The sequence below is a fragment of the Halanaerobium praevalens DSM 2228 genome, assembly GCF_000165465.1.
Lineage (GTDB): Bacteria > Bacillota > Halanaerobiia > Halanaerobiales > Halanaerobiaceae > Halanaerobium > Halanaerobium praevalens.
Window position 1 is genome coordinate 518,331 of record NC_017455.1, and the last position, 23,366, is coordinate 541,696.

The 23,366-nt window shown below is 30.9% G+C and carries 18 protein-coding genes and 1 other annotated feature; of the genes, 7 read left to right on the forward strand and 11 right to left on the reverse strand.

Going from position 1 to position 23,366, the window contains the following annotated elements:
• The first annotated feature begins 203 nt into the window (after positions 1-203).
• Positions 204-1,577: an alanine/glycine:cation symporter family protein gene (locus tag HPRAE_RS02315; protein WP_014552645.1), complete on the forward strand. Its 1,374-nt coding sequence runs from the start codon at positions 204-206 to the stop codon at positions 1,575-1,577.
• A gap of 77 nt (positions 1,578-1,654) precedes the next feature.
• Here the strand turns inward: HPRAE_RS02315 and HPRAE_RS02320 are convergent, their stop codons facing one another.
• From HPRAE_RS02320 to pgsB, 11 genes are all read right to left on the reverse strand, one after another.
• Complete coding sequence (locus HPRAE_RS02320; protein ID WP_014552646.1) at positions 1,655-3,292, reverse strand: dipeptidase; 1,638 nt, start codon at positions 3,290-3,292, stop codon at positions 1,655-1,657.
• Positions 3,293-3,305: 13 nt separating this feature from the next.
• Entirely contained in the window at positions 3,306-4,868 is a 1,563-nt protein-coding gene (locus HPRAE_RS02325) for a dipeptidase (protein ID WP_014552647.1), read from the reverse strand.
• A gap of 25 nt (positions 4,869-4,893) precedes the next feature.
• On the reverse strand, positions 4,894-6,066 hold the full coding sequence (locus tag HPRAE_RS02330; protein WP_014552648.1) for a M14 family metallopeptidase: 1,173 nt from the start codon (positions 6,064-6,066) through the stop codon (positions 4,894-4,896).
• A 195-nt stretch (positions 6,067-6,261) separates the two neighbouring features.
• Positions 6,262-7,551 carry a C4-dicarboxylate ABC transporter gene (locus HPRAE_RS02340; RefSeq protein WP_014552649.1) on the reverse strand — a complete coding sequence of 430 codons (1,290 nt, stop codon included), beginning with the start codon at positions 7,549-7,551 and terminating at the stop codon, positions 6,262-6,264.
• 33 nt (positions 7,552-7,584) lie between these two features.
• On the reverse strand, positions 7,585-8,148 hold the full coding sequence (locus HPRAE_RS02345) for a DUF6305 family protein (protein ID WP_014552650.1): 564 nt from the start codon (positions 8,146-8,148) through the stop codon (positions 7,585-7,587).
• 160 nt (positions 8,149-8,308) lie between these two features.
• The gene (locus HPRAE_RS02350; protein WP_014552651.1) at positions 8,309-8,938 is read right to left on the reverse strand and encodes a response regulator; all 630 of its coding nucleotides are present in this window, start codon (positions 8,936-8,938) and stop codon (positions 8,309-8,311) included.
• Positions 8,913-10,298, reverse strand: coding sequence for a sensor histidine kinase (locus HPRAE_RS02355; protein ID WP_014552652.1), 1,386 nt, complete (start codon positions 10,296-10,298; stop codon positions 8,913-8,915). The genes HPRAE_RS02350 and HPRAE_RS02355 overlap by 26 nt, the downstream gene beginning before the upstream one ends.
• Positions 10,289-11,497, reverse strand: a complete 1,209-nt coding sequence (locus HPRAE_RS02360) for a DUF6305 family protein (RefSeq protein ID WP_014552653.1) — start codon at positions 11,495-11,497, stop codon at positions 10,289-10,291. The genes HPRAE_RS02355 and HPRAE_RS02360 overlap by 10 nt, the downstream gene beginning before the upstream one ends.
• Positions 11,487-12,605, reverse strand: a complete 1,119-nt coding sequence (pgsW, locus tag HPRAE_RS02365) for a poly-gamma-glutamate system protein (protein WP_014552654.1) — start codon at positions 12,603-12,605, stop codon at positions 11,487-11,489. The genes HPRAE_RS02360 and pgsW overlap by 11 nt, the downstream gene beginning before the upstream one ends.
• Before the next feature lie 14 nt (positions 12,606-12,619).
• Positions 12,620-13,048 (reverse strand): poly-gamma-glutamate biosynthesis protein PgsC, encoded by a 429-nt coding sequence (pgsC, locus tag HPRAE_RS02370; RefSeq protein ID WP_014552655.1) that lies wholly within the window; start codon positions 13,046-13,048, stop codon positions 12,620-12,622.
• Positions 13,038-14,246 carry a poly-gamma-glutamate synthase PgsB gene (gene pgsB / locus HPRAE_RS02375; RefSeq protein WP_014552656.1) on the reverse strand — a complete coding sequence of 403 codons (1,209 nt, stop codon included), beginning with the start codon at positions 14,244-14,246 and terminating at the stop codon, positions 13,038-13,040. The genes pgsC and pgsB overlap by 11 nt, the downstream gene beginning before the upstream one ends.
• Positions 14,247-14,445: 199 nt before the next feature.
• Positions 14,446-14,655, forward strand: a binding site (T-box leader).
• A gap of 75 nt (positions 14,656-14,730) precedes the next feature.
• Here pgsB and HPRAE_RS02380 point away from each other — a divergent pair.
• The 6 genes from HPRAE_RS02380 (at position 14,731) to HPRAE_RS02405 (ending at position 23,353) form a co-directional block, all read left to right on the forward strand.
• Entirely contained in the window at positions 14,731-15,942 is a 1,212-nt protein-coding gene (locus HPRAE_RS02380; protein WP_014552657.1) for an argininosuccinate synthase, read from the forward strand.
• Positions 15,943-15,944: 2 nt separating this feature from the next.
• Positions 15,945-17,366, forward strand: a complete 1,422-nt coding sequence (argH, locus tag HPRAE_RS02385) for an argininosuccinate lyase (RefSeq protein ID WP_014552658.1) — start codon at positions 15,945-15,947, stop codon at positions 17,364-17,366.
• Between the two features lie 141 nt (positions 17,367-17,507).
• A complete protein-coding gene (locus HPRAE_RS02390; protein ID WP_014552659.1) occupies positions 17,508-18,737 on the forward strand; it encodes a M48 family metalloprotease in 1,230 nt (409 codons plus the stop codon).
• Between the two features lie 124 nt (positions 18,738-18,861).
• Positions 18,862-19,917: an HD-GYP domain-containing protein gene (locus tag HPRAE_RS02395; RefSeq protein WP_014552660.1), complete on the forward strand. Its 1,056-nt coding sequence runs from the start codon at positions 18,862-18,864 to the stop codon at positions 19,915-19,917.
• A gap of 209 nt (positions 19,918-20,126) precedes the next feature.
• A complete protein-coding gene (locus tag HPRAE_RS02400) occupies positions 20,127-22,316 on the forward strand; it encodes a cell division FtsA domain-containing protein (RefSeq protein WP_014552661.1) in 2,190 nt (729 codons plus the stop codon).
• A 59-nt stretch (positions 22,317-22,375) separates the two neighbouring features.
• Positions 22,376-23,353 carry a type I phosphomannose isomerase catalytic subunit gene (locus HPRAE_RS02405; protein WP_014552662.1) on the forward strand — a complete coding sequence of 326 codons (978 nt, stop codon included), beginning with the start codon at positions 22,376-22,378 and terminating at the stop codon, positions 23,351-23,353.
• Positions 23,354-23,366: the final 13 nt, after the last annotated feature.

Here is a 23,366-nt window from a genome sequence, read left to right on the forward strand (position 1 = left end):
ATCTACCAGCTCGAATAATTAAAAATTAAGCTACATTTATAGACTAAGAGCTGGTTTAGATATTTATTTAAGAAAAATATTCCAAAAATTCTTAAAATACTAAAAGCAAGTTGATTTGAAAAAGAGAAGAAAATCCTTTATAATGATTATTGTTATATATTTCACAATTTTTATAAAATAAAATATTAGAAAGGGGAAATATTATGGCTTTTTTTCAGTATGTGAATGGTATTCTCTGGGGACCGGTAATGTTAGTCTTACTTTTGGGGACAGGAGTTTTATTTACCTGGAAGCTAAGATTTATTCAAATTAGACGGCTTAAATCTGCTTTTAAAGAAACTTTTGCTAAAATGTTTGATAAATCAATTGGGGCTGATGCAGCTGGAATATCATCTTTTCAAGCTTTAGCCACAGCAGTTGCTGCTCAGGTCGGTACTGGTAACTTAGTTGGGGTTTCAACAGCTATTGCAGCTGGTGGACCTGGAGCTGTTTTTTGGATGTGGATTAGTGGAGTTTTTGGAATGGGTACAGTTTTTGCTGAAGCAGTTTTAGGACAGGAATTTAAAGAAAGTGTAGATGGAGAGATGACAGGGGGTCCTGCTTTTTATATTCGTAATGGTTTGGGAAGTAAACCTTTAGCAGCACTTTTTGCGGTTTCTATAGTTGTAGCTTTGGGAATAGTAGGAAATATGGTTCAATCTAATTCAATTGCTACAGCCATGTCTGAGGCATTTGGAATTTCTACTTTAGTAATTGGAATTATTATTTCTATTCTAGTGGGGCTAGTTATTATTGGTGGTCTTAAAAGAATAGCTCATATTACAGAAATGGTAGTTCCATTTATGGCAGTAATGTATTTTTTAGCAAGTTTAGCTGTGATAATAATTAACTTTGAGAGTATTATTCCTTCTCTTAAAATGATTTTTTATGGAGCTTTTAATCCAACAGCTGCTACAGGTGGAGTTATTGGAGTTTCAATTAAACAAGCTTTCCGTTATGGTGTAGCTCGTGGTTTGTTTTCTAATGAAGCTGGAATGGGTTCTACTCCTCATGCTCATGCAGTAGCTAAAGTAAATCACCCAGCTCAACAGGGATTAGTTGCTATTTTTGGTGTTTTCTTTGATACTTTTGTGGTTTGTACTATGACAGCTTTAGTAATTATCACTAGTGGAGTTTTCAAGAGTGAAGCAATGCGGGGGGCAGCAATGACTCAAGCTGGTTTTGCTCAAGCTTTAGGTGGTATGGGAGAGAAGTTTGTGGCGATTGGACTTTTCTTTTTCGCTTTTACGACTATAATTAGTTGGTATTACTTTGGTGAGGTTAATATTAAGTACTTATTTGGTAAAGGAAAAGTCAAAATTTATCGCTGGGTTGTTGTAGGATGTGTTATTTTAGGAGCTGTTATGAAAGTACCTGTTATTTGGGAAATGGCTGATATGTTTAATGGAATTATGGTTATTCCTAACGTAGTAGCTTTACTGGGGATGGTATCACTTGTTAGTAAAATTTATGATGATTATGAATATAATTTCTTAGAAGGAAAAGAATCAGAATATGAAAATAAAGATTTAAAGTAAAAAATTTAGATTAAAAAGGCTCAGCCCCTCTAATTCATAGCAGGGGCTGAGCCTTAATTTTAGTAGAGTAGTTTAAATTACTCAGCTACAGTACCTTCACCGAATCCTACTTCTTCTAACCATTCTGTAGGATAGCCAACAGATTGAATTTTGTCTGGATAGTTAATATATCCGTCATTATATTTATAAATCATTTCATCAGCAAATTTCCACCATTCATCTACAACTTTTTTTGCATTATTATAGCTGTAGTCAGTTAAGAATTCTTTTGTTCTTTCTGGGCCATGTGAATCATAGATTTCTAGAGCTGCATTATCAATAGCAGGCTGCATGGCAAAGAATTTATTTTCATATTTTTGCTGCATTGCTTGAATATCTTTTATCATATATGAATATTTTAAGTCAGCCCAATTTGAGACGAAGTCAAAGGCCCACCAAGCAGATGATCTGTCAAATTTATCTCTTCTGCCTGAAGTAAAGGCTTCTGGTAGTTCTCTGGTACCACTGTAGATTGGAAGATAAACAGTAGAGTGAGGTGCATCTTCACCAAACCAGAGTATTGATTTAATGGGAGCAGGCATTGAACTACGTGCCTGACCAACAAAACTATAAGAACAGCGGAACATTGAAATAGCTCTTTCCCAATCCATATCTTTTTTATCTTCTGGTTTAACAGAATTAGGAGTAGGATATCTATTTGGAGTACCAAAAGGGCCAGCTGCTAAGCCTTCAGTTAAGTCAAATCTGGTACCCTCATAATGATCACGCTTAATTGCCATTAAATCTCGAGCAGAAACTTTTTCATCAGGTTTAACTGAGAAAGGATAACGTTTTGCTTTAGGATCAAAATTCTGTGATGGAGCTAAAATAGATAAAACTCTCCATTCACGGCGTTTTTGATAATATTCTGCTCCATAAGGATTAGGATTATATGCTTCACAGAATAAGAATTCTTCTGCTGGATCCCACCAGCCCATATTTTCAGCAAAAGATTTCACATTTTTAGAAGCCATTGCTTTTTCTGGATTATCTAGATCAAGTGTATCAATTCTACTTCTATTAGCAACTACACTAACATGGCCATCAGGCACTCTTTTAGCTGCCCAAATAGCACCAGGCTCTTCAGTTCCAGGAGACCAGATTGGACCTGGTCCAACGATTTCGAACATCCAGGCTTCTTCACCATCAATAACAGTTAAACTTTCTCCACCATCAGCATAACCATATTTTTCAGCTAGTTCTCCCATAATTTTAACAGCTTCTCTAGCTGTTTTAGCTCTTTGAAGAGCAAGTCTTTCTAGTTCTTCAATCATTAAAATTGCATCTGTATTTTTTAATTCACTGCGACCACTAAAAGTTGCTTCTCCAATCATAACTCCGTGCTCGTTCATAAAAGGATAAGCAATATGGAAATAAGTATATGTTTCCGTTGCTTGGGGAATTTCTCCTAATTCAGTTACATTATAACCAGGTATTCCGTCATGACAGCGGGAACTATAAACAGTAGTCATTGCATCAGCTTCAAACTTTTCTCCTTCAACAATTTGAATTCGAGCATCATAATTACCATCACAAGTGTGAGTTGTCATAACTGAGCCATCAACAGAGGCATCTTTACCAACCATAATAGAAGTACAGGCATTAACAGCAGATACTCCAACTAAACAGACTAGTAGAAAGGTTAGGGTCAGAGATAGTAGTTTTTTATTAAACATTTAATTTGCCCCCTTAATTATTATTAAGCTGGTAATAAAGCTCATCTCCAAGTTTCCAGTAACGATTTTCAGTCCAGTGCATTAAAGATTTAGTGTGATTTGTTAATAATTCTTTAACAGCTTTTTCATCTTGAGTTATATCAAGAATAACAGCCTTTTCTTCAATTTCTTTTTGTAATTCAAACATATGATTTTGCATTGGTTTTAAAACAGAATCAACTTCAGGTTTTAAATCCCCATAACGCATATTAACAAAGTCATCTACGCGAGCAAAAGCCCACCAAGAAGAATCTCTATCAAATTTATCTCTGTTTAGAGTTTTCCAGGAAGTAGGTACAGCTTCAACACCAACATTCATTGGCACAAAAGGACTATTTTCTGGGTTATCAAGTCCAAACCAGATTACTCCTCCAATTTCATCAGGAAGCCAATTTCTTGATTGGGAAACAAAGAAATAAGAACAGTAATAACGAGCAATTGGACGATAATATTCAAGATCTAATAATTGACGAGCTGCTCCATCTGCCTGTGGAGTAGCATAAACACTTTTTTTCATTTCTCCACTTTCGTCTTCATAATACCAATTTTCATTGTCAGCCATATCATAAGGAGAATTTTCAGAAGTATCTCTAAACATTGCTATAACATCTTGAGCAGATACTTTTTTATCAGGCTTAATAGAAAATGGATATTCTGCTGCTTTGTTATAATTCCAATTTTTAGATGGTGCCATTTCACTATAAACTCTCCAAAGTCTAAGACTAGTATCATCTTTTACATCACCATATACTTCATTCCAATAAAATTCTTCATTACTCTCAGAATCATAAATCCCAAGTTCTTCAGCTACCGCAATATAGTTATCAGAAACCATCATATCATCTGCATCTGGATCTATTTTTCTGATTCTACTAAAATTAGGAACTACTGTTACATGGTTATCAGGTACTTTTTTAGCTGCCCAGACAGCACCAGGTTTTCCACTTTCAGGTGTCCATAAAGGACCAACTCCAAAAATTTCAAAAACCCAAACTTCATTTTTATCAGCAACTGTTAAGCATTCTCCTAAATAACAAGATTCTTTGTATCCATATTTTTCAGCAAGTTTTCCCATTAATTTAATTGCTTCTCGAGCTGTTTTAGTTCTTTGGAGGGCAAAAATTTCTAACTGTTCAATAGTCATAATTGCTTCTTCACTATTAGTAGTTTCTCTTGCTCCGCCTAATGTAGTTTCACCAATAATTAATTGATGTTCATTTGCATAAGGATAAGCACCATGAAAATATTTATAAGTATGTTCAGCTTGAGGTATTTCTCCGAGTTTAACTAAATCCATATGATCACCGTAAACAATATTTTCGTAAACTGGAGCCATTGTTCCAGACTCATGATCTTGAGCTGGAATAATTTGAATTCTAGAATCATATCTACCATCAACAGTGTGAGAAGTTATAACAGAACCATCAGTTGAAGCATCTTTACCAACAACAATATCAGTACAAGCTAAAGCAGAGCCACTAAGAACTAAAGTGATAATTAACAACAAGATTGTAGAAGTAGCAATTTTTCTTTTCATTTTTTAGAAATCCCCTTTCTAATTGTTATTCATAATAAACACGATCTGAATCCATATTAGCTGGATTTTTAAAATAATGCCCAACCCCATTTTCTATAATTTCTGCATATTTAGGCACATTTTTAATTTCTATCTCCTTTCCGGGGTTCATTTGGTTCCAGATCTGAGCAACCATTAGTGTAGTAGAACAGTGTCTGCCAACTCGAACTTCAATTGGCCATCCGTCTTCATCAATTGTTTCATATAAAAGTCCAAATTCTCCTGCTCTTTGAACAAATGGATCTTGGCCTCTTAAAAGTAGATCTTCATCTGTTACTCCACGAACTCGATCTAAAAACGGTTCTGGAGTTTCGAAAAGCAGTGAAACAGCATCTGAATGATCTCCTACCTCTCTGTGAGAGAGTCCATGTAAAGATTTAGGAGAAAATTCCATACTAATTGGCTCTTCAAATTCCATATCAGTTAAAGTCATTGAAGACATAGCAGCAATATTTCGACCAGATTCATGAGCAACAATTGTACTAATTACTGGATATTCTAATTCTGCTTCATGATAATCAATGAAGAGATCAACCTTTTCTTTTTCAATAACTTGCATAAAAGCATAGTTTACTTGTTCAGTAAATGAACCATCTTTTTTGCCAGGCCAGGTTCGATTAAAGTTTCGAATATCCATATAAGCTAACATCTGTTTGCTGGGATAATGAACATATACTTCAGGATCAGGCCAAGAATCTAGGGGGTTAGTCCATCTGTCTCCCATTCTATATTTTTTGGCTCCCCAATCTGTTTCTATAGTATAAAACTGTGGGTAAGCATCGCCAGGTCTAGTTACTGTCGAAGCACTCCTGTTAGCCCTAATAGCAAGAATTAATTTTCCTTTTTCTAAAATAGCATTTTCAGCAAATATTTCTGCACTAAGATTCGATGCTGGTTCTTCTGGGTGTGATCCACCTATGGCAAAGAAAGTAGCACCTGGTTTTCCACTATCTAAAATATAAATATTACAATCCGCTACTGTACCTTTTAAAGGTTGGTAATAATCACCTAATGTATTGACTTGAGTAACAGATTTGCTTGTAACTACTGCTTCTTTGTGATTTCTGTGTTCAGTAAAAGCTTGACCTGAGATAACTAAAGCACTAATAACTATCACAGCGGTTATAACTTTGACTAAGATTAGATTTTTGCTAGACATCTTTTTTCACCTCATTTAATCCTCAATATTCTAAGAATAAAAGGGATTATTATTACTGAATAGAGTACAGCTTCCTGAGCATCTTTGGTTTTTATAATTTCTCTCAGGAGTACAAAGGCAATAAAAGCACTGATAAGGTAATAACTGAACTCTATAATTGAATTTATAATACCCATAAAATAACCTCCTGATTTATTATCCTCCAACTAAAAATGACAATTGATTACTAAAAACAAGAAAAACAGTACATAAAGCCAAAATAAAGCCCATTGGAATTAAACAGGTTTTAAGAAAATCTTTATAATATCTTCCCTGATAATTTAATTCAATGACTGTTGCTCGGCCTACTACAGCTGTTGGTGGTAAAATATCTCCTAAAGGCCACATTACTGCCATAGCAGAAAGAGTTATAACTGGATTAAAGCCTTTCATATTAAATAAGAAAATTAAGGGTACTCCAATTAAAGGTGCTACAGCATATTGTAATAATCCTTCTGAGACTGGTAAGATAAGAAACAATGAAGCAAATAAAAACCAGACTGGCAGAGTTACTATAGCAAGTGAGATTAAACCTCTAGCCCCACTTAAAGCCATAATTTGAATTAAAATACCAACAACAATCATAATTCCGACTAGGGGAATTAAAGATCTAATTGTTTTTCCCGCAATATTAAGAATATTTAATTTTTTAGGACTTAAAATAAACATTACTGAAGCAGCAATTAAAAACATTAACGGCAGTCCTAAGATCGGCATTTTAAAAGGAAAGAGTCTTCCTGCAACAATTAAGATAATTAAGATCAAAAATGGAGTTCCAACTCTAAACCAATTCATTTCTGCTGGTGGTTCTGGTAGTTCAGCTAGAATTTTTTCTAGTTCTGGATTTTCTCCCTTTGATCCCAGAAAAAACATTGTAAATAAAGCCCCAATACTTGTAATTATAAATAAAGGCTGCATAAAACCAACATAGGGCATATTTGCTCCGGCTGCAGCCATCATAGCCCAAAGATTAATGGGAGGAGCTGCAGCACTCATTGAAGCACAAACGAAAATAATTGCAGCAGTTTTGGTTTCAGAAATTCCCATATAAACTAAAACAGTCCCAACAAGTGTACCAACAGTTAAAACTGTTGCTGCCCCAGCCCCAGTTAGAGCTCCGGGAATCATTAAGATAAAGGTTAGAAATAAAAGAGTTAAATAGCGGTGCTCATGGAACCTGATTATAATTTTTCTAACCATAAAGACTATACCACCTGATTCTTTAACAAGATTAATAAAGAGAGTAGCAGTAATAAATATTAGTGAAACATCATAATATGTAAATGCACCCTCAACTAAATGTCTAACCGGCAGACCACCGGTATGATAAATAGCAGCAGCAAGAGCTGACAAAAGCATAGCCAGCTCGGTTCCTAGTTTAAAGTAGTTGCCGATTGCAAAAGTTACTGCTATTATGATGAGTATAATTCCAGCATGTAAAAACATTAAATACACCTCATTTCAGTAACAGTTAAACTTTTATTTGATATCAAATAATTCTTGAAAAGCTTTTCCCATTTCATTATTTTTATCAAAAAATATTGCTGGGATATTTAATTCTTCACTTTTTTTACTAAAAAAGTCATCTTGATTACTTGAATCTTTAATAATTAGAGCATCACTTTGGGGCATAACAATTTCGATTGATTGAGCATCATTTTCATCTGCTCGTCTTGACATACCTTCAATATGAGCACCTAAGACCTGAAGCCCATTTTCTTTGGCAGTTTCAATTAAATTGTCAATTCTTTTAGCTTCTTGTTTCATATTTGTGCCCGCAGCACCCATGCCTTTACCACTAGTACCCATGGTGACAATTAGAGTTTTGTAATTATTACCTTTTAAACCTTCGGCAGTTAAAAGATCTTTTTGCTCAGCTTTAATTCCAACTTGTTGAGCAATCATTTTAACCATTAATGCACCAGGACTTTGACCACAGGTTGTGACTACAACTGGCTCTTCAAAGACCGGCATTGCAGCAGCACCAACAAATGTTAAAGTAAATAAGGTGATGACTGTTAAAAATAAGATTTTCTTAATCATAATTTTACCTCCTTTTTTTAATTAGATATTTTCTTCACATAACTATATTTCCACTATTGTTGAAAGATTCCTACTTTTTCTCTTATTTCTCTTAAAAAATAAAAACCACCAATTTAAATTAGCTTTTTTAAAAGCCTAAATTGGTGGTGAAAAACTTAGGTTAAATTTTACTAGTTAGTTGATAATGATGGACAGGACGACCGATTTGACCATAATTTAATTTTACTTTTGCTAAGTTTTCATCATTTAAATAATTCAAATAACGATGGACTGTTTGGTAGGCTAAATTAGTTCCTGCTGAAATTTGGCTAATAGTTTCAGCTTTTTCTTTTTCTTTTAAATAATCAAAAATAATAGAAAGAGTTTTAAGAGTCATTCCTTTTGGGATATCTAAATCCTTTATAGCGGAATCTTTATGTTCAAGTTGGGGACTATAACTTAGGTGGAGCTTAATTCTAGAAATTAAATCAGCAGTTTTTATTGGCTTATTGGCAAAATCATCTGCTCCAGCTTCTAAGAATTTTTCAGCTAGATCTAAAGATTCATCAACTGTTAAGACTAAAATAGTAATTTCTTCATTAATTTTTCTAATCTTTTTTACTAATTTTAGTCCATTAATATCAGGCATATGATAATCAACTAATAGAAGATCAAATTTATTATTTTTAATTTGTTTTAAGGCATCTAAACCACTAGCTGTAGTTTTTAAATTTAGATCTGCTACTTCAGCAATGGCTTCTAAGGTAAATAGAATATCTTGTTGGTCATCGACTGCTAATATTTTTTTCATTTTCTGTCACCTCTGGTAATAATATTTTAGCTTTAGTTCCTTGATTTAATTTACTTTCTATTCTAATTTCTCCATTGTGACTTGCTATCACATCTTTAACGAAATGGAGTCCTAATCCAGTATTTTCTATTCCTGTTGTATAACCTATTTTCCAAATATTATTAAGTTTGTCAGCTGGAATTCCCTGGCCATTATCCGTTATTGTTATTTTGATTAATTTATGTAATTTTTTTGCCCTAATTTTAATTTTCCCATTCTTTAAATCAATAGCTTTTAGGGCATTATCAATTAAATTAATTAAAGCTCTGGATAACCTAACTTTATTTGCTTTTAGCATTAAATTATCATTATATTCAAAAGATAGGTGGTCATCAATTTCTTCTAAAGCAAGTTGGATTTTAAGAAAATTAAATAATTCAGCTATTGATATCTTTCTTTTTTTATCATCATAAAGTATTTCTGAGATCATCTGGCCCATTTTATCAGCTGATTCGCTTATTTTTTCTGTATATTTATGTATTTTTTTATCTTCAACTTTTAAGCCTATTACCCCACTTAAACCCTGAATTGTAACAAGGGGAGTTTTTAAATCATGGACTAAATGTTTGATCTCACTAAAATATCTAGATTTAACTGCTTCTAATTCTAATTCTCGTATCTTTTTTTCTTTTTCTTTACTTTCAGCCATTAACTTTAAATTATTATAATAATAAATAACTACTCTGGTTAAAATTAGAGCATTAATCATAATTATGATTGAAAAAGTAAAACCAAAAAAATTCATTATATATTCGGCCCCTATAAATTCTGTTACTTCCCTAATTGAAACTATAATTTCTCCTCTGCCAAAACCATAATCACTTAAAAACGGAATAATATCAAGCCAATCAATACTAAATAAGAAAAGAGAAATGATAATTGTTTTAATAAAAATATGATGAATATCTTTAGTCATTAAATGGAGAATAAAAATGATTAAAATTGTTAGATAAGAAGGGCCAGCAAAAACAAAATCAATATTATAAATTAAAGTAATTAATTGATAAATTATGGGGATAATTATTAAAGTAATAAAAAAAGTGAAATTTTTAAAAGAACTTAGATTTTCAATGCTTTCTGCTAAGATAAAAGCTCCTAAATAAATAGGAAGATGTCTAAGAGTATTTAAAATAACTAATTTAGCAGAAACTAAAAGTAGTAAACCACTGTCTTGGCTTGCTATACTTTGATATAGCTGGTGTAAAAGGTTGAATTGTGGTTTTTTAGTAAAAAAAGGTAAAACAAGGGCTCCTATAATTATAATTAAAGCTGCTAAAAATTTATTTTTGTCAACTTTGCTAAAATCAAGTTCTAAGGCCATACTAGTTCAACTCCATTTGCTTTTAAAAATAACTCGATTAAGTTGAGTTGATAATTAATTCTTTTTGCTAAAGTTAATTTTTGACAGGTTTCTAGGGTAAAAGCTGGAATTTTCAAATGTTTACCAGTTGCCTGAGTTAAACTACCAGTTTTGGGAGGGCTAATTAAGCTAAATTTTTCAATTTGCTTTTCTATGTCCTGATTAATTAACTCTACTACTTGTGCTCCTTGCCAAACTGATTGAGCAGTTGGATAAGCAATTATGGACTGACCCACATAATTTTTATTTAAACGATTAAAATTTTCAGATTCATGTAAATCAAGTAAAAGTTGAGGAGCAATTTTTTTAATTAAATCAAAGATAGCTGCAGCCCTTATTTGAGTATTAGTTATTTTTTTTGAGGGAGGAAAAGATCTATTAAGTTTTTCTGATTGAGGATAATTTCTTTGATTTTTATTACAGGCTTGGGGATTTGCTCGTGGAATTACAACTAAACGACCTCCTTTGACCTCTGCTTTTTTAAGTTTTAAAGCAGCTAATTGAGATGCTATTTCATCACCATGAATACCAGCATTTATTAAAATAGTTTTTGCTTTAGCTTGTCCATTAATATAGTAGGCAACATTTTTGGATTCTCCCTGAAAAAGTTTAGCAATTATTGGTTTTATTTGAGATAAATTTTCTGCTATAGCCAAAGGAATATCATTTTTTTGAGCTTTTTTTGAAAAATAATTATCAAAATTACTTTTTTTAGCGATAATTAAATAATCAGCAGCAGGAGCTACAAGTTCAAGTAATTGATCAGATTTTTGATCTCTACGATTTTTGCCACCTAGATGGGTTAAAATTATAAACTTGTTCTCCTGTTTTGCCTTTTTTATTAAAGCTCTACATCTTTTGAGTTCAGCTTCAAAATCAATTCCAGCTGCACTTATTCCTTTACAACTGTGACCGACTGCAATAATTAAAGTAGGATAATTTTCAATAGACTCAGCTTTTAATAAGGAATGATAGGTAAAATGAATATTTTGATTTTCTAGAACAACTTTGATCAGTAAACCATCAGGATTTTGACCAAGAGAGGTAACAGCTACAGGTTGAGCAGGATAATATTCTATATTTTTTGCTGAGCTAAAAAGATTAAAGCTCAAAAGAATGAGCAGACAGATTACAATAACAATCCAAAAACTAGATTTCATTCTTTATCCTCCTAGATTGATTATATTTAGTCCAAAATTTTGCTAAAAGCAAGGGTATAATTATAATTAATAATAAGCTTGAAATTAGATGTTTATTATAATTGATAATATAATATACATCAGCTTGACCTGGTTTAGGTAGTGGAACAGGATCAATTTGAATTCCATTTTCTCTAGCCAAATTCTCGATATTCAATAAATGAATAACTGGAATGTTTTGACTAAGAAAATATGATAAAAGACCATTTTTGGCATATTCAGTATTCAATTTACCTGGAATAGTTAGACCATTTTCAAACTTTACTGAAGCAGAAGTGCTGCCAAAGTTAGCTGAGGCTCCTCCAATATTAATAAAAGTTTTAATCTGATTAGTTTGAGAATTTTTCTTTAAAATATCTATTCTTTTTTGGATACTGGCCTCTAAATCTTCTTCATAAATTAAAGGGATAGATTCTTTTTCAGCTATTTTAAAAAAGGTGTTTTTGTTATCACTAAAAAAGAGATTATCTGCTCTGTCATTATCTCCCCCTAAGGAAAGAGCTCTAATCTTATAGCTTAATATTTGCTCTTTTCTGAGCTCTTTTAGCATTTCTATAAAACTGAAATTAGGGATATTAGCTCCATACATTGAAGATCCAAGTGAATAAATTAATTCCACTTTTAAATCCATTGTTTCACTTGCCGAAAGTACAGATAAAATTAAGCCGGGAAAAGAGCCGCTGGCTCCAATTGCTATTTTGTCACCTGCTTTTAAATTAAGTTTTTTAAAATAGTCAACCATTAAGGCAGCAAAGTCTGTATTAGTAGCTGTTCTCTTAGCTTTTAAATTACCAAGAGTAGTTGTAAGTTTAGTATATTCTTGACCAATCAAAGCAGTTTTATTAGGATCTAATTTAGTATTAACTTTTAAATTTCTAGCTTTTTTTGCCTGGTAAATAACTTTTTGGGCTGTCAGTACTTTTTGGGCAGCTGTGATTTGAGTTTTAAAAGCTGGATTTTCAGTCTTAGAGCTGCTAAAAAAGATAATAATTAAAGCAAAAATTGCTAGTAGAGCTGAAATAATAATTATTTTAATATTAATTTTGGCTTTAACCCAGTTTGTAAACATTAAATTAAGCTCCTTTAGCTAAATAAAAGCATTAATAATCTTAAAAAGATTGAAAGAAAAATTAAAGCAGAAAGAGTAGCTGTAATTCCTTGTCTTAACATATCATTTGCAATTAGTCCTGGAATAATATAACCAATTACTCTTAAATCTTGTTCGATTGGAAAAAAATTTATAAAAATTGAACGGTAAAACCAGCCAATTAAATAACCGAGAATAACACAGGCTGTAAAACGGCGGCGACTATACATTATAATATAATTAGCTAAAAACTTCACAATCAAAAAAGTTAAAACTGCCGTAATAATAGTGGCTAAAATCCGGGAGGGTTCCTGCCAGAAAAAAGCCAAATAACCAGGTACAATAATTCCTCCTGTATAAAATCCTGTTAGTTCTGTAAAAATAAAACTTAAAAGAATCCCAATTCCAACTGATTCAATTAACATTTAATTCAACTCCAAATTTTTCAAAATAAGCTGCGATTATTTCTCCATCTCCATGAATATTACCACAAGCAAAAATTATCAAATTTCTTTTTGGTTCTAAATTATTAAAAAAATTACTTAACTTTTTAAATTTATTTAAATCAAAAAAGAATAAATTTAATTTTGAAATATTTTGTTTAGAATTTAAGTTCTTTTTTAATAATCTTTGTTGTCTAAATTTTAAGGCACCACTTAATAAAAATCCATCAAACCTATTTTTAAAGCTGAGAAAATTAATAAATTCTTTTAATCTAAATGCTCGATCACTGCGGTGGTTAATCAAAGCATAAAGAGCTGGTTTTTCAACTGGAAATTGCTCTAATTTTTTAGTTATTTTCTGCCAAATTATTTCGGTTGAATCACGATCATTAGCAGCAAAAGCATTAATGAAAATAATATTTCTACCCTTATTTTGATAAAGATAAGTTTTTAAGCTACCGGGATCAGCAGTAACTGAGTACATACCTGCTAAAGCTGTTTTTTTATTTATCTTAAAAGAAGAGGCTACTTTTAAAGCACAGGCAATATTTTCTTTAAAAACAGTTTTTTTAAAGGGCTTCAGTTCTGCCTGACTAATCTTAATATCAGAAATTGTGCTGTAAAGATTATTTCTTTTTTTAGCTTCTTTTTTAATTAAAGATTCTAAATTCTTTTCAGCAGAAATAACATGGGCAGACTGTGGGAGGCTTAAACAGATTGTTTGGGCAATTTCTTTAAGATTACTCCCCATTTTATCTAAATGATCATTTCTAATATTAGTAATTATTGTATAGTCAGCTTTTAAAAAAAGGTGTTCACTACTCCATTGAATTTCTGGAGAAATAGCCATACATTCAATTACTAAAACATCGACTTTTTCTTTAACTGCTAATTGAACTATTCTTTTTTGCTCTGAAATACTGGGTGGACCATGACGAAGTAAATCTTTTTCACTTCCATCAGGATAGATTATTTTAGCAGCAGTTCCAGTCGTTTTAGCTAAGACCTGAAGCCCATCTGCTCTTAAAGCAGCAGCAGTTAATCTAGTTGTAGAAGATTTACCCCGAATACCATTAACATGGACTATTTTGGGGATTTTATTTAAATTTTTTTTATGATTTTTCTTTTCCCAAATTCCAGTTATAATTAAAATTATTGTAATTAAAGTTATAACTTGCATAAATTAGTCCCTTTCTCAGAAATATTTTTATTTTTAGAAAAATAATCACTACTTTCAGTTTACTATAAAGATATAGAGATATCAATTATATTTTGACATTGAGTTATTTGAAAGTTAATTTAGAAAAATAAAATTAAAATATGCTCTAAATTTATTTGCATAAAATAAAAATATGCTGTATAATACTAAAAAATCAATACATAAACCTTTGAGCAGAAGAGTAAAAACTTTAGTGGAGTTAGCGAATCGAGGATAGTGGAAGCTCGAGTGAAACGGAGTTTTGAAACGCATCTGTGAGGTTTTTTTCTGAAACTAAGTAGGAAAAAACGTAGAATTGCGTTAAATTAACTGAAAGCGGATAATTTTTTATCAATCAGAGTGGTACCACGGCAACTAACCTGTCTCTATATTTATATATAGAGGTAGGTTTTTTTTTATTTTAAACATAAATTAGAGAAGAAGAAAATTCAAGGAGGAATTTAAAATGGCTAAAAAAGAAATTAAGAAGATTTTGTTGGCTTATTCAGGTGGACTTGATACTTCAGTAGCAATTAAGTGGTTAGAAGATAAATATGAGGCTGAAATTATTACTTATACAGCTCACTTAGGGCAACCACAAGCTTGGGATGCAGTTGAAGCAAAAGCTTTAGCGACAGGTGCTACTAAAGCATATATTGATGATATTAGAGAAGAATTTATTACTGATTATATTTATCCAGCACTCAAAGTAAATGCAATGTATCAGGAAAAATACCCATTAGCAACAGCTTTAGCAAGGCCATTAATTGCTAAAAGAATGGTTGAAATTGCTAAAAAAGAGGGGGTAGATGCTTTAGCTCATGGTTGTACAGGTAAGGGAAATGACCAGGTTCGTTTTGAAGTTTCTTTTAAAGCTTTAGCTCCAGAAATGGAAATTATTGCACCTTTAAGAGACTGGGAGTTTGTTTCTAGAGAGGGAGAAATAGAATATGCTGAGGCAAATGGAATTCCAGTTAAGGCTACTAAAAAAAGTCCTTATAGTATTGACCAAAATTTATGGGGAATTAGCATTGAATGTGGAATTTTAGAAGATCCTTGGGCTGAACCACCAGCAGATGCTTATCAGTGGACTAAAGAAGTAGATCAAACTCCTGCTGAGCCTAAATATATTACTATTGATTTTGAAAAAGGAATTCCAGTAGCAATTGATGGTCAAAAAATGAAGCCAATTCAATTAGTAGAGAAATTAAATGAATTGGGTTCTGAGTATGGAGTGGGTAGAATTGATATGTTAGAAGATAGATTAGTTGGTATTAAATCACGTGAGATTTATGAAGCTCCAGCTGGTGAAATTTTAATTAAAGCACATAAAGCTCTAGAAGACTTAACTTTAGACCGTGATACTAAAAATTATAAGGCTGAAATGGCAGCTAAATATGCAAACTTAACTTATAATGGTCTTTGGTTTTCACCTTTAAGAGATGCTTTAGATGCTTTTGTTAATCAATCCCAAAAAACAGTTAGTGGACAGGTAAAAGTTAAACTTTATAAAGGTAAATGTACTTTAGCTGGTCGGAAATCAAATTATTCACTATATGAACATGGTTTAGCAACTTATGATGAAAGTGATAATTTTGACCATAAATCAGCTCCTGGCTTTATTAATCTCTGGGCTTTACCATTACAAGTTGCAAATAAGAAAAAGAGAGAAGAATAAAAATGGCAAAAAATAAATTATGGGGTGGAAGATTTAAGGTAGACACTTCTGAATTAATGGATGAGTTTAATGCTTCACTTCCTTTTGATATTAAGCTCTTAAAATATGATGTCAAAGGTAGTTTAGCTCATGTGCAAATGCTAGCTAAACAGGGTATTTTAACTAAAGAAGAAACAAAAAAAATCAGTTCAGGCTTGCAAGCTGTTAAAAAAGAAATTGAAAAAGAATTAGCAGCTGGTAAATTTGATTTTAAAGAGGCAGAAGATATTCATAGTTTAATAGAGGCTCGTTTAACAGCTAAAATTGGTGAAGTAGGCGGCAAATTACATACTGGCCGCAGCCGTAATGATCAGGTTGCTCTTGATCTTCGTTTATATTTAAGAGAAGAGACTTTAGATCTTAGAAAAATGCTACTTGATTTTATGCAGGTGATTTTAGATTTAGCAGAAAAACACACAGAAACTATAATGCCAGGTTATACTCATTTACAGAGAGCTCAAGCTATTACTTTTGCTCATCACCTTTTGGCTTACTATTTTAAGTTAAAAAGAGACTATGAACGTTTTGGAGATGCTTTAAAAAGAATAAATATTTCTCCCTTAGGCTCAGGTGCTTTAGCAGGTAGTTCTTTTGACTTAGATAGAGAATTTACAGCTAAAAAATTAGGCTTTATTAGAGCTTGTAAAAACTCTATTGATGGAGTTAGTGATCGAGATTTTGTGCTTGAGTTTTTAGCTGTTGCTTCTAATTTAATGTTACATTTAAGCAGTTTAAGTGAAGAAGTAATTTTGTGGAATTCAAAAGAGTTTTCATTTATTGAGCTGGCTGATCAATATACTACTGGTAGTTCTATTATGCCACAAAAGAAAAATCCTGATTTAGCTGAATTAGTACGCGGGAAAACTGGTAAAGTTATTGGTAATTTAAACCAGATGTTGTTAACTTTAAAAGGATTGCCATTAGCATATAATAAAGATTTACAAGAAGACAAAGAAGGTCTTTTTGCTAGTGTAGAAACACTTAAAATCATTTTAAAATTATATCCAGAAATGTTAAAAACAATGAAAGTTAAGAAAAAAGAGATGCAAAAAGCAGCAGCAAAAGGTTTTTTAAATGCAACTGAGTTAGCTGATTTCTTAGCAGTAAATAATATTCCTTTTCGGAAAGCACATCAAATTGTAGGCAAAGCAGTAATTTTAGCTGCTCAAAAAGAAAAAGAGCTAGAAGATTTACAAAAATCTGATTGGGAAGAAATATTTGATTCAGATTTAAAAGAAGAATTAAAAGTTGATTTTGAAAAGCTAAAAGAAAAATTAAAAGTTGAAACAGCTGTTAATTCACATTCTACTTTAGGTGGTCCAGCTTTTAAAGAAAGTCAGTCAATAATCCAAAAAGAAAGAAGCCTACTAGCCTCTAAAAAATAAATATAATTAAGCTAATAAACAATTTAGTTTCACTTTAAAAGCTCCTAATTTAGTTTTTAACAATAATTCTAAATTAGGGCTTTTATTTTTATAATAAAAGTATTACAATATGGATAAGAGTAAAAGTTTAGGAGTGATTTTATGGTCAAATTGAGATTTAAAAAAATTTGTTTAATTTTTATATTATCAATTTTAATAGCGAGTAGTTTTATTAATCCCGTTTTAGCTTTTTCTGATTATGAACAAGATGTTGCTCAAAGAATATATCAGGATTTAGCTCAGCAATATAGAATTAAAGAATTTGAGCAGAATAGCTTAGAATATAAAACTTTAAAAAAATTAGAAGCTAATATTATTCATCCTAAATTTAAAGAAGAAGAATTTAGACTGCATTATATTGATGATAAATTAATAAATGCCTATTATATAGGTGATGGTAATATTATGATTTTTAGAGGACTTTTAGAAAAATTAGAAAGTGAAGCCCAACTGGCAGCTTTGATATCTCATGAAATGGGACATGCTGTTAATGAACATTTAAGTGAAGACTTAGAAAGAAACTTAGGACTTTCTCTTTTGAATTTATTATTTAATCATTTTACTGATAATCAATATCAGACTATAACAAATATAGCTCAAAATTTAATAGCTAATGGTTATTCTAGAGAGCAAGAGCGTGAATCTGATATTTATGGTTTTGATTTAATGTTAAGAAGTGATTATAATCCCCAAGCTTTAGTTGAATTAATGCAAATTTTTGCAAAAAATAGTAAAAACAATAAATTATTAGAATTTACTCAAACTCATCCTATTCCTGAAAGTAGGATTGAATATTTAGAAAAAAGAATTGGAAAGCAGCAAAACAAAAAAGAAAAAGCGCTCCAAATTGCAAAAGAAAAAGATGAAACAGAAAGAATAGAAATTAAAACAAATAAAAAACAAACTAAAAACTTTACTAATCAAATTATTTCTTTTGCTTATCCTCAATCTTGGCAATTAAAAAAAGAAAAGAATTTAACTGCTGAAATGGAATTTAAATATAGTTTGCAAACAGAAGAAGCTAGAGGAGAAATATTTTTACTTGATTTAACTAAAAAAGAATTTATGCAAACAGCTGCTAAACAATTTAATTTTGAGAGTCTAAGGGCTGTGGAAAAGGGGTTTGAAATCAAAAAAGAGAAATTATCTCAGGCAAAGTTAAATATTTATCGACTCCAAATTGCCAAAGGAGATAAAGTAGGTTTAAAATATTTTATTAGCCCAAAAGATAAACAATTGATGCTTAATTTTGATTTTAGGGTAAAAATTAAAGAACTAAATCAATTTGATAAAAAAATAAAAACATTGATTGATAGTTTAGACTATAAATAATAATTATGAGGTGCTAAATTTTTCTAAGAAAAAGGGATTAAATAATTTTTATTGAAAATGTATTTTAGAGTTATAGATGAGCTAAAAATATTAAGTTATTTATTTGGAGGAAGGATTATATAATATGAGACTAGTCTTAACAGAAAATTTAGTAGAAGATATGGAACTTGCTAAACCAATTTATGAAAATGGAAATATTCTTTTAAATAAGGGAGTAGATCGATTATATAAATATAAAAATAAATTACTTGAGCTGGGAATTAAGCATCTTTATGTAGAAGATAAATACTCCTATGATATTGAAGTAAATGAAGTAATAAAAGATAGTACTAGAAGGACTGGCAAAAAAATAGTAACTAATACTTTTGATAAAATAAAAAAAGGCTTTTTGAACTTAAATACTAAAGATTTAAAAAATGTAATTGAAGATATTACAAATGAATTAGTTTTTAATGAAGATGTTTTATTAAATTTAGTTAGTTTAAAAAATACCAGTGATTATACTTATGAGCACTCAGTTAATGTAAGTGTAATTTGTATAGCCTTAGGTAAAATGCTAGGTTATAGCAAGAACGAGTTGTTTAAGCTTGGTATGGGAGGTATGTTACATGATGTTGGCAAGATTTTAATTCCTGAAAAGATTTTAACTAAACCTGAGTCTCTAACGGAATATGAATATTTTATTATGAAAAATCATCCTGAACTTGGTTTTAATTACTTACAGCAGATTGAATCGATTAGTCCTTTATCAAGGATTGTTGTTTATTCTCACCATGAGCGGGTAGATGGTTCTGGTTATCCTAGAGGTTTAAAGGGGAATGAAATCCATGAGTTTGCCAGAGTAGCTGCAATAGCTGATGTCTTTGATGCTTTAACAAGTGATCGAGTTTATAGAAGTAGATGGCCCACTTATAAAGCAGCAGAGTATATTATGAATAATACTGAAAAATTATTTGATTATCAGCTTGTAAAAAAGTTTTTGCCCCAGGTTTCTTTTTATCCAAACGGAGCAGAGGTGATTTTAAGTTGTGGTTATAGAGCTATAGTCAGAGCTCAGAACATAGGTTTTCCGACACGGCCTATACTTAGAGTAATTGAAGATGATGAAGGTAAAGAACTTGATCGTGAATTAGATCTTTTAAAACATATGAATATTGTAATTACTAAAGTAATTGTTTAATTTAGGCTGCTTTAATCTTCAGAAAATTTTAACAGAACAATTATAAGCAACGGCTATCTTTCTTAAGTTAAGGAAGATAGCTTTTTCTATAAATTTTTGTTTGCTATTTTTTAAAGGTATCTGCTTTTTAATATAGAATATATTTAGCAGGTAGAAAAATAATTAAAGAAAGATTATTTTAAGAATATAGTTTAGAGGAGGATCTGATTATGACCGAGGAGATTACCTTTGCTCTGGATATTGGGACTAGAACAATAGTTGGAGTTTTAATTAGAAAAACTGAAAATGGTTATCAAATTATTGATTCTGCTGTTAGAGAACATCAAACTAGAGCAATGCTTGATGGTCAAATACATAATGTAGCCAAAGTGGCAGAAGCGGTAGCTGAGCTAAAAAATGAGTTAGAAGCAAAAACTGAGTTAAAGTTAAAAAAAGTTGCTATTGCAGCTGCTGGTAGAGCTTTAAAAACGGTGACTCAAACTAATAGTCTAGAGTTAGATAAAAGTAGATATATAGAAGAAGAAGATTTAAAAAATTTAGAGTTAACAACAATTAAACAAGCTCAAGATAAAATTCATAAATCAGAAAAGAACACAGTTAGAATGAAAAATAATAATAATCAAAAGCAAGCTAAAGAAGCTGTAGATTACCATTTTGTTGGTTATACAGTCCGTAATTATCAATTAGATGGTATGAATTTAGGCCACCTTTTGGGTCAAAGAGGAAAAATAATGGAAGTTGAGTTAGTTGCTACTTTTTTACCAAGGATTGTAATTGATTCTTTATTAGCTGTAATCAATAGAGTTGATTTAGAAGTAGAGCATTTAACCTTAGAGCCAATTGCAGCTTCTCATATAGTAATTCCTGAGTCAATGAGCAATTTCAATTTAGCTTTAGTTGATATTGGAGCTGGAACTTCGGATATTGCAATAACTAAAAAAGGTTCAATTTCAGGTTATGCAATGGTTCCAATAGCAGGTGATGAAATAACTGAAATTATTTCAAATAAGTTTTTAGTTGACTATAATAATGCTGAAAAATTAAAATGTAATTTATTGAATAAAGAAAAATTAGAGTTAAAAACTATTTTAGGGGATCAAATAGAATTAGAAAAAGAAGAGGTTTTGGCTGCAATAGAAACGGAATTAGATCGTTTAAGTACTGCTATTGCAGAAAGTATTTTAGAGATTAATTCGCAGCCTCCTCAAGCTGTGATCTTTATTGGTGGTGGTAGTTTAACTCCAGGGCTGAAAGAAAAATTTGCTTCTAAAATAGATATTATTGAAAATAGAATTGGAATTCGGAAAAGAGAAGATTTAGAAAATATAGAAGGAGAAATTACTGGGGTCAATACAACCCAAACTTTAACACCTTTAGGAATAGCAGTTTTGACTAGAGAGACAGATAATAAAGCTGTTTTTATTGAAGTTGAAGTTAATAAAGAACAAATTACTTTATTAACTCTTACTCAACCAACTATTGCAGATGCTTTATTAGCTGCTAATATAGAGTTAAAACAATTAAATCCGAGACCAGGGATGGGAATTACAGCCACAGTTAATGGCAATTTAAAAACTGTAAAGGGAGAATTAGGTAGTCCAGCTAAAATTTTATTAAACCAAGAAGAAAGCAAATTACAAGCAGCTGTTAATAATGGTGATCAAATTAGTTTTAAACCTGGTCTAGCAGGTAAAGATGCAGAAGCAAAAATTAAAGATTTGATTCCTGAATCAGATTTAGTTGATTATACAATCTATTTAAATGAGACTAAAAATGTAATTGAAACTCAAGTTTTTCAAAATGATAAGCTAGTTACTTTGGATACCGAATTGATCGATGGAGCTGAGATTAAATATACTGTTCCTCAAACAATTAAAGATGCTTTAGTTCAAATAATGGAAGTTCCAGCTGCAGATTTCGGTAAACAAAAAATTGAATATAGTTTTAATGGTCAACCAGAAACAATTACGGACTCTAAATATTTTATTACTACAGATGCAGGAAAAATAGTTGAACTTGATCAATTTTTAAAAACTGGCTTAAAACTATTGATTAAAAATAAAGCGAAAAGTGATTTTACTATTAAAGATTTGCTAAAAAAGAAAGGAAATCAAGAAATTCATTTTTATTTTAATGGCAGTAGATTAAGTGTACCAGATCAAATTTGGTCAGTAGAAGTAAATGGAGAAAAAGTTGAACTTGATTATCAAATTGAGGCTGGAGATCAGATTAGAGCTTTTTCTCGGACTTTAACTATTGCAGGAGTATTTGAATATATTAATTATAATATTTCAGAAAAAATGAAAAATAAAATGGAAATACTTTTAAATGGAAAAGTTGTTGATTTAAAAACTAAAATTAAAGCAGAAGATAAATTAAAAGTTAAATTAAATATTTAATTTAACAATATAAAATATAAATTAAAATTGTTAACTGAATTTATTAGGAGGAATAAGGAATGTTTTATCCACTTAAATTTGATCATAAATATATAGAAAAGATTTGGGGAGGACGAAAATTAGAAAATTATAGAAATGATGTACCTGCAGGAAAAATTGGTGAAAGTTGGGATATTTCTGCTCAAACAAAAGCTATGAGCACTGTTCAAAATGGGAAATTAGCTGGTAAAAGTCTTAAAGAATTAACTGCTATGTATCCTCAACAAATATTGGGTGAAGAAGTTGAAGTGGAAGAATTTCCACTTTTGCTTAAAATTATTGACGCTCAAGCACAACTTTCACTTCAGGTTCATCCTGATGATAGTTATGCTGCTCAGTATGATGGAGAAGCAGGTAAAACAGAAGCTTGGTATGTTATTGATGCTGAAGAAGATGCTTATTTAATTGTTGGAACTGAAGATTGCACTGAAAGTGAATTTAAAAAAGCTGTTCAAAATGATGAAATAAACCAATATGTAAAAAAAATTAAGGTTAGTCAGGGAGATGTATTTTTTATTAAAGCAGGTCTGCTCCATGCTATTGGTTCTGGAATTATTTTAGCTGAAATTCAGCAAAGTAGTGATACAACTTATAGAGTTTATGATTATGGAAGGGGAAGAGAATTAGATTTAGCTAAAGCAATGGATGTTATAGATTTTAAATTAGAGTCTCAAAAAAGAAAAGGCTTAAAAATATGTAAAGATAATAATAATTATAGTTATTATTGTTTAAATGATAAATTTGCTTTAGATATTATTGAAGTTAAGAAAGTATATAAAGCTCAGGGAAATAAAAAGAGATTTTATATTCTCACTGCTGTAGAGGGAGCAGGGAAATTAATTTTTGCTGGCCAAGAAATTGATTTGAAAATAACTGATAGTATTTTAATTCCTGCTTATTCAGAAGAATTTAGAATTGAAGGTAATTTAAAATTAATGAAAAGTTATGTCCCTAATTTAGAAGAAAACAGAAAAGAAATTTTATCAATAGTGGAATAATTAATCTAGATGC

Coding starts and splice junctions, on each gene's coding strand:
- HPRAE_RS02315 (WP_014552645.1), top strand. CDS start 204: ATGGCTTTTTTTCAGTATGTGAATGGTATTCTCTGGGGACCGGTAATG.
- HPRAE_RS02320 (WP_014552646.1), bottom strand. CDS start 3,292: ATGTTTAATAAAAAACTACTATCTCTGACCCTAACCTTTCTACTAGTC.
- HPRAE_RS02325 (WP_014552647.1), bottom strand. CDS start 4,868: ATGAAAAGAAAAATTGCTACTTCTACAATCTTGTTGTTAATTATCACT.
- HPRAE_RS02330 (WP_014552648.1), bottom strand. CDS start 6,066: ATGTCTAGCAAAAATCTAATCTTAGTCAAAGTTATAACCGCTGTGATA.
- HPRAE_RS02340 (WP_014552649.1), bottom strand. CDS start 7,551: ATGTTTTTACATGCTGGAATTATACTCATCATAATAGCAGTAACTTTT.
- HPRAE_RS02345 (WP_014552650.1), bottom strand. CDS start 8,148: ATGATTAAGAAAATCTTATTTTTAACAGTCATCACCTTATTTACTTTA.
- HPRAE_RS02350 (WP_014552651.1), bottom strand. CDS start 8,938: ATGAAAAAAATATTAGCAGTCGATGACCAACAAGATATTCTATTTACC.
- HPRAE_RS02355 (WP_014552652.1), bottom strand. CDS start 10,298: ATGGCCTTAGAACTTGATTTTAGCAAAGTTGACAAAAATAAATTTTTA.
- HPRAE_RS02360 (WP_014552653.1), bottom strand. CDS start 11,497: ATGAAATCTAGTTTTTGGATTGTTATTGTAATCTGTCTGCTCATTCTT.
- pgsW (WP_014552654.1), bottom strand. CDS start 12,605: ATGTTTACAAACTGGGTTAAAGCCAAAATTAATATTAAAATAATTATT.
- pgsC (WP_014552655.1), bottom strand. CDS start 13,048: ATGTTAATTGAATCAGTTGGAATTGGGATTCTTTTAAGTTTTATTTTT.
- pgsB (WP_014552656.1), bottom strand. CDS start 14,246: ATGCAAGTTATAACTTTAATTACAATAATTTTAATTATAACTGGAATT.
- HPRAE_RS02380 (WP_014552657.1), top strand. CDS start 14,731: ATGGCTAAAAAAGAAATTAAGAAGATTTTGTTGGCTTATTCAGGTGGA.
- argH (WP_014552658.1), top strand. CDS start 15,945: ATGGCAAAAAATAAATTATGGGGTGGAAGATTTAAGGTAGACACTTCT.
- HPRAE_RS02390 (WP_014552659.1), top strand. CDS start 17,508: ATGGTCAAATTGAGATTTAAAAAAATTTGTTTAATTTTTATATTATCA.
- HPRAE_RS02395 (WP_014552660.1), top strand. CDS start 18,862: ATGAGACTAGTCTTAACAGAAAATTTAGTAGAAGATATGGAACTTGCT.
- HPRAE_RS02400 (WP_014552661.1), top strand. CDS start 20,127: ATGACCGAGGAGATTACCTTTGCTCTGGATATTGGGACTAGAACAATA.
- HPRAE_RS02405 (WP_014552662.1), top strand. CDS start 22,376: ATGTTTTATCCACTTAAATTTGATCATAAATATATAGAAAAGATTTGG.